The organism is Mycoplana sp. 10N416, assembly GCF_056394765.1.
Genome location: NZ_JBFTIM010000009.1, coordinates 59,864 through 72,285, shown reverse-complemented (window position 1 = coordinate 72,285; position 12,422 = coordinate 59,864). Strand labels below are relative to the sequence as shown.

The 12,422-nt window shown below is 62.2% G+C and carries 12 protein-coding genes and 1 pseudogene; 8 read left to right on the top strand and 5 right to left on the bottom strand.

Translation table 11 applies throughout. From position 1 onward, the window contains the following. Window positions 1-96: 96 nt before the first annotated feature. The 6 genes from flhA to AC1DDS_RS18510 all read left to right on the top strand — a co-directional run bounded on the left by flhA (window position 97) and on the right by AC1DDS_RS18510 (window position 5,035). Window positions 97-2,184: a flagellar biosynthesis protein FlhA gene (flhA, locus tag AC1DDS_RS18535; RefSeq protein WP_477480230.1), complete on the top strand. Its 2,088-nt coding sequence runs from the start codon at window positions 97-99 to the stop codon at window positions 2,182-2,184. Beyond that, the gene (gene fliR / locus AC1DDS_RS18530) at window positions 2,181-2,930 is read left to right on the top strand and encodes a flagellar biosynthetic protein FliR (RefSeq protein ID WP_477480229.1); all 750 of its coding nucleotides are present in this window, start codon (window positions 2,181-2,183) and stop codon (window positions 2,928-2,930) included. Before flhA ends, fliR begins: the two co-directional genes overlap by 4 nt. Before the next feature lie 10 nt (window positions 2,931-2,940). Next, window positions 2,941-3,339, top strand: a complete 399-nt coding sequence (locus AC1DDS_RS18525; RefSeq protein ID WP_310411004.1) for a hypothetical protein — start codon at window positions 2,941-2,943, stop codon at window positions 3,337-3,339. Window positions 3,340-3,563: 224 nt separating this feature from the next. After that, window positions 3,564-4,127 carry a rod-binding protein gene (locus AC1DDS_RS18520; RefSeq protein WP_477480228.1) on the top strand — a complete coding sequence of 188 codons (564 nt, stop codon included), beginning with the start codon at window positions 3,564-3,566 and terminating at the stop codon, window positions 4,125-4,127. A 15-nt stretch (window positions 4,128-4,142) separates the two neighbouring features. Further along, the gene (locus tag AC1DDS_RS18515; protein WP_310410999.1) at window positions 4,143-4,511 is read left to right on the top strand and encodes a hypothetical protein; all 369 of its coding nucleotides are present in this window, start codon (window positions 4,143-4,145) and stop codon (window positions 4,509-4,511) included. After that, window positions 4,508-5,035, top strand: a complete 528-nt coding sequence (locus tag AC1DDS_RS18510) for a hypothetical protein (RefSeq protein WP_477480227.1) — start codon at window positions 4,508-4,510, stop codon at window positions 5,033-5,035. Before AC1DDS_RS18515 ends, AC1DDS_RS18510 begins: the two co-directional genes overlap by 4 nt. Before the next feature lie 122 nt (window positions 5,036-5,157). On the opposite strand, the gene AC1DDS_RS18505 is transcribed toward AC1DDS_RS18510, so the two are convergent. Then, a complete protein-coding gene (locus AC1DDS_RS18505; protein WP_477480226.1) occupies window positions 5,158-6,051 on the bottom strand; it encodes a WecB/TagA/CpsF family glycosyltransferase in 894 nt (297 codons plus the stop codon). A 296-nt stretch (window positions 6,052-6,347) separates the two neighbouring features. Here AC1DDS_RS18505 and folD point away from each other — a divergent pair, with 296 nt between their 5' ends. Then, a complete protein-coding gene (gene folD, locus AC1DDS_RS18500) occupies window positions 6,348-7,247 on the top strand; it encodes a bifunctional methylenetetrahydrofolate dehydrogenase/methenyltetrahydrofolate cyclohydrolase FolD (protein ID WP_477480225.1) in 900 nt (299 codons plus the stop codon). Between the two features lie 108 nt (window positions 7,248-7,355). Here folD and AC1DDS_RS18495 read toward each other — a convergent pair. Continuing rightward, window positions 7,356-7,499, bottom strand: a pseudogene (locus AC1DDS_RS18495) (transcriptional regulator); the annotation flags it as partial. Window positions 7,500-7,627: 128 nt separating this feature from the next. Here AC1DDS_RS18495 and AC1DDS_RS18490 point away from each other — a divergent pair. Next, complete coding sequence (locus tag AC1DDS_RS18490; protein WP_310410985.1) at window positions 7,628-8,041, top strand: hypothetical protein; 414 nt, start codon at window positions 7,628-7,630, stop codon at window positions 8,039-8,041. A 15-nt stretch (window positions 8,042-8,056) separates the two neighbouring features. Here AC1DDS_RS18490 and edd read toward each other — a convergent pair whose 3' ends face one another. From edd to zwf, 3 genes are all read right to left on the bottom strand, one after another. Continuing rightward, window positions 8,057-9,877: a phosphogluconate dehydratase gene (edd, locus tag AC1DDS_RS18485; RefSeq protein ID WP_477480224.1), complete on the bottom strand. Its 1,821-nt coding sequence runs from the start codon at window positions 9,875-9,877 to the stop codon at window positions 8,057-8,059. 154 nt (window positions 9,878-10,031) lie between these two features. Next, entirely contained in the window at window positions 10,032-10,730 is a 699-nt protein-coding gene (gene pgl, locus AC1DDS_RS18480; RefSeq protein ID WP_477480223.1) for a 6-phosphogluconolactonase, read from the bottom strand. A gap of 8 nt (window positions 10,731-10,738) precedes the next feature. Continuing rightward, window positions 10,739-12,211, bottom strand: a complete 1,473-nt coding sequence (gene zwf, locus AC1DDS_RS18475) for a glucose-6-phosphate dehydrogenase (RefSeq protein ID WP_477480222.1) — start codon at window positions 12,209-12,211, stop codon at window positions 10,739-10,741. Window positions 12,212-12,422 lie beyond the last annotated feature (211 nt).

The following is a 12,422-nucleotide window of genomic DNA, read 5'->3' as shown; positions in this document are numbered from 1 at the left end:
CCCCGCTGCCACCCTCGCGCAAGTTTCGCGCGCTACCACTGCGGGCAGCATGGCGGCTCCTGCGGGCTGCGCCTCTCATGACGAGACGGGACGAATATGGCACAGGTACCATCACTCTCCATTCCCAAGGTGAATCCGAGCGGTCGGGACGTCGCGTTTGCGATGGGCATCGTCGCCATTCTCTCGATCCTGTTCCTGCCGATACCGGTGTTCCTGATCGATATGGGGCTGGCGTTCTCGATCGCCTTTTCCGTTCTGATCCTGATGGTTTCGCTCTGGATCCAGCGACCTCTCGACTTCTCGTCCTTTCCAACGATCCTTCTGATCGCGACGATGATCCGGCTGGCGCTCAACATCGCCACCACCCGCGTGATCCTCTCGCACGGCCACCAGGGTCACGATGCGGCCGGCGGCGTCATCGCCGGTTTTGCCAACCTCGTCATGTCGGGCGATTTCGTCATCGGACTGATCGTCTTCCTGATCCTGATCACGGTGAACTTCATCGTCATCACCAAGGGTGCGACCCGCATCGCCGAAGTCGGCGCCCGCTTCACCCTCGATGCCATCCCCGGCAAGCAGATGTCGATCGACGCGGACTTGTCCGCCGGACTGATCGATGAGAAGCAGGCACAGCATCGCCGGCGCGAGCTGGAGGACGAAAGCTCCTTCTTCGGCTCGATGGACGGTGCGTCCAAGTTCGTTCGCGGCGATGCGATCGCCGGCCTTATCATCACGGCCATCAATATCTTCGGCGGGATCATCATCGGCTATTTCCGCCACGGCATGGAAGTTGGCGAGGCGGCCGATGTTTTCGTCAAGCTGTCGGTCGGCGACGGCGTCGTGTCGCAGATCCCCGCCCTGATCGTGTCGCTCGCGGCCGGCCTGCTCGTTTCGCGTGGAAGTGCGCCGGGCTCGACGGACAAGGCCGTTGTCGACCAACTGAGCGGCTACCCGCGCGCCCTGCTCGTCGCTGCCGGTCTGATGATGCTTCTGGCGGTCATGCCTGGGCTGCCCTTCTTTCCGTTCATGGTGCTCGGCGGCGTCATGGCGTTCGGCGGTTGGATCATTCCGCGCCGGCAGGAGGAGGAGAACAGGCTGCGGCGCGAGCAGGAGGCAACCAATGCCGTGCAGGCAAAGGACGCCGACAAGGACTCGGTCAAGTCGGCGCTAAAGACCGCCGAGATCGAACTCCTGCTCGGCAAGCAGGTTTCGACACGCCTCCTCGGAGCCCACCAGGAATTGGCGTTCCGCGTCGGAAAGATGCGCAAGAAATTCGCCACGCAATACGGGTTCGTCGTCCCGGAGATCAAGGTCTCCGACGACATTTCGATTGCCGACAAGTCGTATCATATCCGCATCCATGGAACGACCGTCGCCTCCAACCTCGTGCGCGTCGGTGAGGTTATGGTGGTCACCGGCGGTGGCCGCAAGCCAAGCGTTCCGGGCGACGATATCCGTGAGCCCGCCTTCGGCATGCCCGCGGTTTCGGTCCTGGAGACCTTCATCGAGGATCTCCGCCGCGAGGGTTTCCATCCGATCGACAACGTTTCGGTCGTCCTCACCCATCTTTCCGAGGTCATCCGGAACAATCTGCCGCAACTGCTGTCCTATAAGGACGTCAAGATCCTGATCGAGCGGCTTGATCCGGAGTATCGCAAGCTGGCCGACGAGATCTGCTCGTCGCATATGTCCTACTCCGGCCTGCAGGCGGTGTTGAAGCTGCTGCTTGCCGAACGGGTGTCGATCCGCAATCTGCATCTCATTCTTGAAGCCGTCGCGGAACTCGCGCCTCACGTGCGCAAGACTGAGCAGATCGTCGAGCACGTCCGCATTCGCATGGCCCAGCAGATCTGCGGGGATCTGGCCGAAAACGGCGTTCTGCCGGTTCTGCGCCTCGGAAACCGCTGGGACATGGTGTTTCACCAGGCACTCAAGCGCGATGCCAAGGGTGAAGTCGTGGAGTTCGACATCGACCCGCGCCAGCTGGAAGAATTCAGCGAGCAGGCAACGAAAGTTATCCGTGAATTTCTTGATCGCGGCACGCCCTTCGTACTTGTCACCTCGCCCGAATCCCGGACTTATGTGCGCATGATCATCGAACGCCTGTTTGCCACGTTGCCGGTCCTCTCGCATGTCGAGCTTGCCAAGGGCATCGAGATCAAGATTCTCGGCTCGATCTCATGATCACCGATCCGCAGGGCACGGTGCTGGCGCTGTTCGCTGCCTTCTGCCGTGTCGGCGGCTGTTTCATGCTACTTCCGGGTATTTCCTCGGCCCGCATCGCCATGCAGATCCGACTGTTCCTGGCGGTCGCCGTTTCGATGGCAGTTCTGCCGATTCTCTGGGACACGATCTATCCGAAGACACAAGGGGCGACTGTCAGCTATGTCGAGGTGATCCTGTTCGAGACGCTGACCGGCGCCGTGATCGGATTGATCACCCGCTACTATGTGCTGGGCCTCCAGTTCGCAGGCACGTCGCTGACGATGATGATCGGATTCAACTCACCGCCGTCGCCAGACATTCTTGAGGACGCGTCGGAAAACCAGCTGACCAACCTCATCAGCTTCGCCGGGCTCATGGTGCTGTTCACTTTGAATTTTCACCACATCGTTTTCCGGGCACTGGTCGATTCCTACACGGCGATCCCGATGGGGGGCTTCAACCCGCAAAGCGCGCTGATCACCCTGACCGACACACTGGCGCAGACCTTCAGCATCATGCTGCGGTTGGCCAGCCCCTTCATCATCTACGGATTGCTGTTCAACGTCACCGTCGGTCTGATCAACAAGCTTGCACCGCAGATGCCGATCTATTTCATCTCGCTGCCCTACATCATCCTGGGCGGTCTGTTTCTGCTCTACTTCGGCGTCTCCTCGCTGCTGGAGATTTTTGCCAGCGGCTTCATCCCGGTGTTCGAAGGCCGCTGAGGGAGGTGACATGAAGAACCGTTCCGACAAACTCAAGCGCCTGGTCACGGTTCAGCGTCATCTCGAGCAGATGGCGGAAATGGATCTGGCGATGACGACGCAGCAACGGCAGGAAGTGGCCGACACCATGGATGCGGTCGCCGGGGCGATCAATTCGCTCAATCCAGTCCACCGCGGGTTCTCCGGCATCTATGCCGCGCAGATCGGCAAGCTGCGCCATAAGGACACGATGCTGGCCGGCGTGCAGCAGATGCATGAGATGCGGATTGTGCGCGAACGCACAAAAGGCGACCGCTTGGAAGAGCGCATGCACGAAGCTCGCGACCTCGAGACGCGCGAGGCCGACGACGATGCCATCTACGATCTCATCGACCAGCGCATCGCCTATGGTGATGAGGGCGGACGTTAGTCGAGGAGCCGCTCTCCGATTGGCGCGAGCGCATGACCAGCCTCCCGTAAGGTTGGGCGGCGATAGTCGAATCCAGGACGAAGGATGAAACCCGCGGGCGTTGGCATGCAAACCGGAACGATGGCGTTCCGTTGGCGGTCAGTGTCGCGGTCTTCGCTGCGAATAGGTCGGCGGTCTGCCATGACGGTGGGTGCGGCTTCCTCACATCCGAGAGGCAAAGAGACGTGGCAATTTCACCCCCCAGCGATCTGGTGCTTGACGTTGTGCGAGCCGCCGACCCTGCATCGGTGCAGGAAGCGCAGGCGCAGCTGAGATCGAACCGCGCAAGTTTCGAGGCGACCAGCCTCGCCGATGCCGGCGGCGGCTTCGGTGCCGCCGTCAGTATTTTGAACCGCAATTCCGCCGGATCCGCCATGCCGACAGCCGTGAGTGGCGGGGACAAGGCGATCCCGGAGACGTACCGCAAGTTCGAAGCCATGGTGCTGCAGAACTTCGTGAAGTCCATGCTGCCAGCCGAAAGCGAAGAGATCTACGGCAAGGGTACCGCCGGTGAAATCTGGCGCGGCATGATGGCCGAGCAGATCGGCGACGTGATTTCCAAGGGTGGCGGCATCGGCATCGCCGAAAGCCTCATGAAGGACAATGAAAAGAAGCGAGTCACGGAGGATATCGCCGTGATCGACCCGAATGCCCAGCGCGTTTCCACCGCCATGGTTCAGGAGTTGCAGCGCAACACATTCGCTGAGCTGACACCGGGTGAAACGAAGAACGACAAAAAGACATCCTGATCGGAGGAAACAACAATGGACATGGCAACGAACGATCTCCGTATCCGTACCGTACTGAACCGGCTTGAAAACATCGTCGACGCGGAAAACGACGGCATCGGCGTCGACCCCGACTTCGATCTGCAGACCTCGAATGCGCACAAGAGCCGCTGCCTGTATGAGCTCGCCATGCTCTCGCGCGACGTCCAGCCAGACGAAATGCCGACGTCCTTCGGTCCGCAGCTGAAGAACCTGAGAGAGAAGCTCGCCGTCAACGCCCAACGCGTGTCGGCCCACCTCGAGGCCGTTCGTGCCGTCGTGCAACTGCTGAAGGATGCGGTGCGTGAGCAGGAAGAGGACGGCACTTACTCGCAGGAGCAGTTCCGTCTGGGGTACCAACTGTGATCAAGCTCGTCCTCACCGGCATCTGGATCTGCGCCATCACGCTGGCGTCGGTCTATTTCTCCATGCAGATGGCGGCCGCACCCAGGGTCGATGAGGAGGCTGCCGCGCGCGCGGCGGCACTGGAGCTTGTCAAGGGCGGTCAGGCGACCATTCCCGTGATTTCCGATGGCGCCGTCAAGGGATATTTCCTCACCCGCCTGTCCTATGCTGCCAACACGCAGCTCGCGGCAAAACAGGTGATACCGATGAACGAAGCAATCACCGACGAGCTCTTTACGCTGCTCGTCGGACAGCGGATGATCGATATCGAGAAGCTGGATCATTTCGACATCGACACCTTTCGCGCTGCGGTAAAGGACGGCCTGAACAAGCGTTTCGGTGAAGCGGTCATCGACCAGGTGATCATCGAGCAGATCGACTACATCGCCAACGTGGAGGTGAACTCGAAACCTGCGCGAAAAGGCACCAACATCGTCAAGGGCGATGCTGCAACGGGTGCGGCTGCTCAATCCCCGACAAACTGAGGCCACGACCGGTCAAACAACGGCGTCGCGTTGCCGGTTAACGCGCGCCGTTTGTCGTTATGTTGACCGCTGATTGAAGGCGCCGGATGCACCGTCGATTACCCGGCACCGCATTGGGTGTCTCATGCGCTTTCGCCGCGCTGACGGCTGAACAGGCTGCGAAGCTTGTAGCGAGCGACATGATGCAGGAACCGCGGGTACCCGACGATATAGCGATACCAGCCCAGCCGCGGCTCCTTGATCAGACGGAACAGCCACGCGAACCTGAGATGATGCACGCGTGCCGGGGTTTTCTCCGTTTCGCCGGCGATCGCGTCAAGCAGGTTGTTGACGCTGATCACGAGCCGCACATGGCCGGGCGCCACATGCCGGTCGATCCATTTTTCCTGCAAGGGGCTCCCCATGGCGACGAGCAGGATGTCCGGGGACAATTTCCGCACCTTCTCCATGATGGCTGCAGATTCGCTGCGATCGAAGAAAGCGTCGGAGACGGCGTGAAACTCGTGCCAGGGCGCATGTTCCCGCAGATTTTCGGCCGCCTGCAGCAGGACTGGCCACTCGGCGCCGATCAGTGCGACGCGCTTCGGCGCCTCCATATAGGTCAGCAGGGCCGGCACGAAGTCCTTGCCGTTGAGATTGGCCGGGAAGGAACGGCCGTGGATCACCTGCGATGCCACGTCCACGCCTTGGCCGTCCGGCAGGACGATCTGCCGTTCGAGCGCATCCCGGTATTCGGGATCATTCAGCATCAGGTTCGCGCCATCGGCGTTCAGGAAGGCGATCGTCGTCTGCCCGATCGGCATTTCGGCCAGGCGCGCCACGAAGTCGAAGGCGTCGGCCCAGTCCAGGTCGCATACCGGAAGGCCCAGGATGTCGCGCTGCGACGCCTTTAGCGCGGTTGCCGTCCGAGGTGTCAGGCGAGGTTCGGCCGAAGGCGAGGCTCCCTTTCGCGGCAAGGCGGAGCGGTGGGCCGGATCGGCGGACATCGTCCGGTCATCGGCGAACAGATCGGTCATCGGGCGTGTCCTTCAGGCTTCCCACTGCGTGTACCAGTTTCGCCTCAAGGCAGACTTAAGTTGCTCGCTAAAGAGCGATGCTTTGCATTCAAGAATCATTTGCCATAGCGCGAGATCCGCGCCGGGTAGAGCCCGATGCTCCCGCCCGCTTGCCGGACGCTGGCGGTGCAATGCGCCACTTGGTCGCCGGTTGGTGCGCTTGCATTATCCGTTTTTTGACAACATAGGGCGTGAAGGGGCTATTGCCGGTGCTCAGAAGCCTTTAGATTTTCGCGCAGTTCGCGAGGGAGAAGAACGTGACCACCATTATCGATGGCAAGCAGGTTGCCGCTTCCGTAATTGACGCCGTCAAGGCTGCGGCCCGCAATCTCGAGCAGGAGACCGGAGTTAAGACAGGCCTGGCGGTGGTTATCGTCGGCGACGATCCGGCAAGCCATGCCTACGTGTCCTCCAAGAGCCGGATGGCCAAGGAGTGTGGCTTCACCTCCATCCAGCACACGCTGCCCGAGGAGACGACCCAGGAGGAATTGGCCGCACTGGTGGGGACGCTGAACGCCGACGAAACGGTGCATGGCATCCTCGTGCAGCTGCCGCTGCCGAAACATCTGAATTCCGAGCCGATCATCCAGTCGATCCTGCCGGAAAAGGACGTCGACGGACTGCATGTGGTCAATGCCGGCAAGCTCGCAACCGGCGATCTCGACGGTGGGCTGATCTCCTGCACGCCGGCCGGCGCGATGGTGCTGGTGCGCGGCATCCACGGGGAAGACCTGTCCGGATTGAACGCCGTCGTCATCGGCCGCTCCAATCTGTTCGGCAAGCCGATGGGCGCGCTCCTTCTCAACGCCAACGCCACCGTGACGATGGCCCACTCGCGCACCAAGGATCTCGCATCCGTATGCCGCAACGCCGACATCCTTGTCGCCGCGGTCGGACGCCCGCAGATGGTCAAGGCGGATTGGGTCAAGCGCGGAGCCACCGTCATCGACGTCGGCATCAACCGGGTGCCGGCACCAGACAAGGGCGAGGGCAAGTCGCGCCTCGTCGGTGATGTGGCGTACGAGGAATGCGCGGAGATTGCCGGCGCGATCACGCCGGTTCCGGGTGGCGTCGGCCCCATGACCATCGCCATGCTGATGGCCAACACCGTCATTGCCGCCTATCGCAAGTCCGGGCGCAAAGCACCGAAGTTCTGAACTGCTGACGGGCGCGGGGAGGGTCGGCCGCCTCGCGCACTGGCCGGTCAAGTGGTCGTGATGGCCGGGCTACCGTGGCGCCGGCCCGGTCGATCCGCGGACGATCATCTATAGCTCCTGATCCGGCCGCACTTCCAGGTTGAGGATGCGGGAGATCAGCGGTTTGGCGATCCGCGATCCGGCGGCGCGCAGCGACGAGCGCGTCGTTGTCAGCGGCACGCTGAAGTCTTCCGGTTTCAGCATCGGCAAGACGGCCGCAAAAAGCTGCCGCATCCTATGACATTGCAGAACGGCTGGCCGTCTTTTAGCGGAACACTCAATCTGATTTTAAAGTTTTCCCGGCTAACGTTTCACCGCAAGCAAGGCATGGGAATACCGCAATGAGCACGCCTCCTTCTCCTCAACGTTCGATCTACCTGAACAAGGAAGAATCCTTCATGTACGATCGGGAAAAGACCTTCCCGATGGAGGACACTTGCAACGAGGCCCGCATCGAGTTCACCGAGAACGGCGGTATCGTCAACCTTGCATCCCGCCGCTGCCAGATCATCAGGCTCTCGCGCAGCGGGGCATTGCTGAAGATTTCGACCCGGTTCAAGCTGCCGAAAAACTTCTATCTCGACATCGTCAGCGCCCGGGTTCCGATGATCGGCTGCCTCGCGCTCCGCGTTCATGCCAATGATACCGTCGAGGCGCGCTTCCTGCGGTTGATTGCCGAAAAGGACATGAACCGCATCTTCGTTTACAGCACCCATCCGAACCATCGGGACCGGACGCTGGATATCTATAGCTGACGTCTGCCGAGCAGCTTACGCAAACAGCACGCTTGCGCCGTGATCGGCGGGCCCTGCGATGGCGCGGAAGGCAGCGAAAAGCTCCCGGCCCATGCCGAATTCGTTGCCGGAAAGGTCGGCCGATGCCGGCGTTCTTGCAGCAAACTCGCCTGCGTCGACCAGCACGTCGAACGTCCCATTGATCGCGTCGACCCGGATCACATCGCCCTCGCGAATGCGGGCGATCGGCCCGCCGTCGGCGGCTTCGGGGGTGACGTGGATCGCCGCGGGAACCTTGCCCGAGGCGCCCGACATCCGCCCGTCCGTCAAGAGTGCAACCTTCTGGCCGCGATCCTGCAGGATGCCGAGCACTGTGGTCAGCTTGTGCAGTTCCGGCATGCCGTTCGCCTTCGGTCCCTGGAAGCGGACCACGGCGACGAAATCGCCTTCGAGCTGTCCAGCCTTGAAGGCGGCGTTCAATTCGGCCTGGTCGTGAAACACCTTCGCAGGCGCCTCGATCACGTGGCGTTCGGGCTTGACCGCGGAGATCTTGATGACGGCGCTGCCGAGATTGCCCGAGAGCATCTTCAGCCCGCCGCTATGCTGGAAGGGGTGTTCGACACTGGCGAGCACCTTCGGGTCGTGGCTGACCATCGGTGCCGGCTCGCGCCGCACCGTGCCGCCGTCGGAAAGCCGGGGCTCGATCGTATAGGCATGCATGCCCTGGCCAGAGACGGTGCGAACATCATCGTGCAGGTAGCCGGCCTTCAGGAGTTCCTTGATCAGGAAGCCCATGCCGCCGGCCGCATGAAAGTGGTTCACGTCGGCCAGTCCGTTCGGATAGACGCGGGCGAGCAGCGGCACGATGTCGGAAAGGTCGGAAATGTCCTTCCAGGTGAGGATGATGCCGGCCGCGCGCGCCATCGCGATCAGATGCATCGTGTGGTTGGTCGAGCCGCCGGTGGCATGCAGTCCGACCACGCCGTTGACGATCGAACGCTCGTCGATCATCTCGCCGGCCGGCGTGAACTCGTTGCCCTGCGCGGTAATCGCAAGCGCCCGCTTCGCCGCCTCCTTCGTCAGCGCATCGCGCAGCGGTGTGCCCGGATTGATGAAGGACGCGCCGGGCAGGTGGAAGCCCATGATCTCCATCAGCATCTGGTTTGAGTTCGCGGTGCCGTAGAAGGTGCAAGTGCCGGGGCCGTGATAGGATTTCGATTCCGCCTCCAGCAGTTCGTCGCGCCCCACCTTGCCCTCGGCGAAGAGCTGGCGCACGTGTGCCTTCTCGTCGTTCGGCAGCCCGGAGGTCATCGGGCCGGCGGGAACGAAAACCGCCGGCAGATGGCCGAAGGTCAAGGCCGCGATCGTGAGCCCCGGAACGATCTTGTCGCAGACGCCGAGATAGACGACGGCGTCGAACATGTTGTGCGACAGGCCGACGCCGGCCGCCATGGCGATCAGGTCGCGCGAGAACAGCGACAGTTCCATGCCCGGCTGGCCCTGTGTGACGCCGTCGCACATCGCCGGGACCCCGCCGGCCACCTGCGCCACCCCACCGGCTTCGCGCGCGGCCTGCCGGATCAGCGCCGGATAGGTCTCGAACGGCTGGTGGGCCGAGAGCATGTCGTTGTAGGAGGTGATGATGCCGAGGTTGGGGACGCGGTCGCCGGCAAGGGCCGCCTTCTCGGCAGGCGAGCAGACGGCGAAGCCATGCGCGAGGTTGCCGCAACCGAGGACCGATCGGTGCACGCCCTGGGATGCTGCGGCACGCACCCGGTCGAGATAGGGTTCACGGAGGGGCTTCGAGCGTTCGACAATGCGAGCTGTTATGGCTTCAATGCGGGAATCGGCGGACATGGGAGCTATCCTGATTTCTCTCTGCAGTGGTTTCGCGGGAGCCATTGAGTGGCTTCTGCGGTTTTCCGGCGGCGACCGTTGCGGCCGACCCTGGCGCGAAATCCCGTGCCAGGGCGCCCTGTCCTGCACGATGGCGCTCTGACGGTTCGGTCGGCTACTGCGCCCAGAAGATGTCGACCGGCGTCGCCGCGCGCCGGAAGATTGCGCGCACCGGCATGTCGTTCTCGCCGCCGTCGCCAAGGGCCTTTTCCAGCGTCTCCTTCTTGGCCTGGCCTTCGATGTGGAGCACCAGAAGCCGCGCATCCTGAAGACTTGAGAAGGTGAGCGTGAGGCGGGCTTCGCCGGCACCGTCGGCTTCCATGGTTATCACACCGCGGGGTGTCGCTGCGGACAGCGCCTCCGCCAGGTGGTCTCCGCCCGGGAAGAACGAAGCCGTGTGGCCGTCATTGCCCATGCCGAGGACCACCACGTCGAATGGATCCGCGAGCTTGGCCAGTTCCCCACCGGCCAGCCTGGCAGCTTCCTCCGCGCTATTCGCCTTACGGTAGAGGGGCAAGAAACCTGCTTCGGCGGCGGCGCCTTGCAGCAGGTTTTCAGCGACCAGAAGATGGTTGGACCGCGGGTTGTCGGCCGGAACGAAGCGCTCGTCCACCAGCGTGACCGTCACCTTCGGCCAATCGATCGCTCGTGTCGAAAGCGCCTTGAAAAACTGCTTCGGCGTTGAGCCGCCGGAGACCGCGATCGTCGCCTTGCCGCGTTCGGCAATCGCCGTCCGCAGCGCTGTGGCAACCGTATCCGCTAACCCTTCAGCCAATGCAGTGGCGTCGGCAAACTCATGAAACTTCGTCACCATGGCTTGCCTCAGCTTTCGTGCCATGTGCGGCCATCGCGCTCGATCAGGGCGATCGCCTGGCTTGGACCCCACGTGCCGGCCGTGTAGCCCTGCGCCTGCTGGCTGGTCACGTCCCAAGCCTTCAGGATCGGGTCGACCCAGCGCCATGCGGCTTCGACCTCGTCGCGGCGCATGAAGAGGGTCTGGTTGGAGCGGATGACGTCGAGCAGCAGCCGCTCATAGGCGTCCGCATTGCGGGAGTCGAAGGCCTGGGCGAAGGTCATGTCGAGAGGCACGCTGCGAAGCCGCATGCCACCCGGTCCGGGGTCCTTGATCATCAGCCATTGCTTGACGCCTTCGCCGGGCTGCAGGCGAATGATGAGTTGGTTGGCCTCGATGCGGCCTGCGGCCGGCTCGAAGATCGAATGTGGAATCGGCTTGAAGGTGATGACGATCTCGGAGACGCGGGTCGCCATGCGCTTGCCGGTGCGGATGTAGAAGGGCACGCCGGCCCAGCGCCAGTTGCCGATCTCGGCCTTGATGGCGACGAAGGTTTCTGTGTTGGAGACACCGCCTTCGAGCTCCTCGAGATAGCCTTTCACCGGCCCGCCGGCCGAGGCGCCGGCGCGGTACTGGCCGCGTACCGTCAACCGCTCGACGTTGTACTCGTCGATCGGCTTGAGCGCCCGCAGCACCTTCAGCTTCTCGTCGCGGACAGCTTCCGCATCCATCGAGGAGGGAACCTCCATCGCCACCAGACAGACAAGCTGCAAGATATGGTTCTGCACCATGTCGCGCAGTGCGCCCGCCTTGTCGTAGTAGCCGGCGCGGCTCTCGAGGCCGACGGATTCGGCCACCGTGATCTGCACGTGATCGATATGGGCGGAGTTCCAGAGCGGCTCGTAAAGCGCATTGGCAAAGCGCAGCACCATGAGGTTCTGCACCGTCTCCTTGCCGAGATAGTGATCGATGCGGAAGATCTGGTCTTCGCGAAACACCTTGCCGATCGTGTTGTTGAGTTCCGTGGCCGAGGCGAGATCGCGACCGATGGGCTTCTCGACCACGATACGCGTCTGCTTGGTGATCAGCTTGTGATCGCGGATCTTCTCGGCGATCTCGCCGAAGATTGCCGGTGCGACGGCGAGATAGAAGGCGCGCACGCGCTCCTTGCCGTCGTCGAGAATCTCCTTGAGCTTGTCCCAACCCTGTTCCGACTTCGCATCGACCGAAACGTAGAAGAGGCGCTCGGTAAAAGCCTTGAGCTGTCCGTCGTCTAGCTCACCGGGTTTCAGGTGTTCGCGCAGCGCCTTGGTCGCGAAATCGCGGTACGCCTCGTCGGTCATCGCCGCCCGCGACGCACCGATGATGCGCGTCGGCTCGGAGAACTGGCCCGCGATCTGGCGGTGGTACAAGGCCGGCAGTAGCTTGCGCTCCGCCAGGTCGCCGGTACCGCCAAAGACGACGTAGTCGAACGGCTCGACCGGAATGAATTGGCTGCTCATTGCAATTCTCGATTTGGTTCGCGTTGGCGCCGTTATATTCTAATCGATTTAAAATGACCAGAGCGGCTACGACAAAATCGCCGTATTAGGTGGCAAATGACCACCAACGGCCGCTTCTGGCCCATTGCGGACGTTCGGCTGTGCGGTCATTTTGCACGAGGACAGAGCGTCCACTTCCGTCACGCAAAGAAGCTTGACAGACTCTCCAAGC

Bases quoted from the DNA above. Each gene is read 5' to 3' on its own strand.
- flhA (WP_477480230.1), top strand. From the start codon at position 97: ATGGCACAGGTACCATCACTCTCCATTCCCAAGGTGAATCCGAGCGGT.
- pgl (WP_477480223.1), bottom strand. From the start codon at position 10,730: ATGGTGACGAAGTTTCATGAGTTTGCCGACGCCACTGCATTGGCTGAA.
- AC1DDS_RS18490 (WP_310410985.1), top strand. From the start codon at position 7,628: ATGAGCACGCCTCCTTCTCCTCAACGTTCGATCTACCTGAACAAGGAA.
- AC1DDS_RS18525 (WP_310411004.1), top strand. From the start codon at position 2,941: ATGAAGAACCGTTCCGACAAACTCAAGCGCCTGGTCACGGTTCAGCGT.
- zwf (WP_477480222.1), bottom strand. From the start codon at position 12,211: ATGAGCAGCCAATTCATTCCGGTCGAGCCGTTCGACTACGTCGTCTTT.
- AC1DDS_RS18505 (WP_477480226.1), bottom strand. From the start codon at position 6,051: ATGACCGATCTGTTCGCCGATGACCGGACGATGTCCGCCGATCCGGCC.
- AC1DDS_RS18515 (WP_310410999.1), top strand. From the start codon at position 4,143: ATGGACATGGCAACGAACGATCTCCGTATCCGTACCGTACTGAACCGG.
- fliR (WP_477480229.1), top strand. From the start codon at position 2,181: ATGATCACCGATCCGCAGGGCACGGTGCTGGCGCTGTTCGCTGCCTTC.
- edd (WP_477480224.1), bottom strand. From the start codon at position 9,877: ATGTCCGCCGATTCCCGCATTGAAGCCATAACAGCTCGCATTGTCGAA.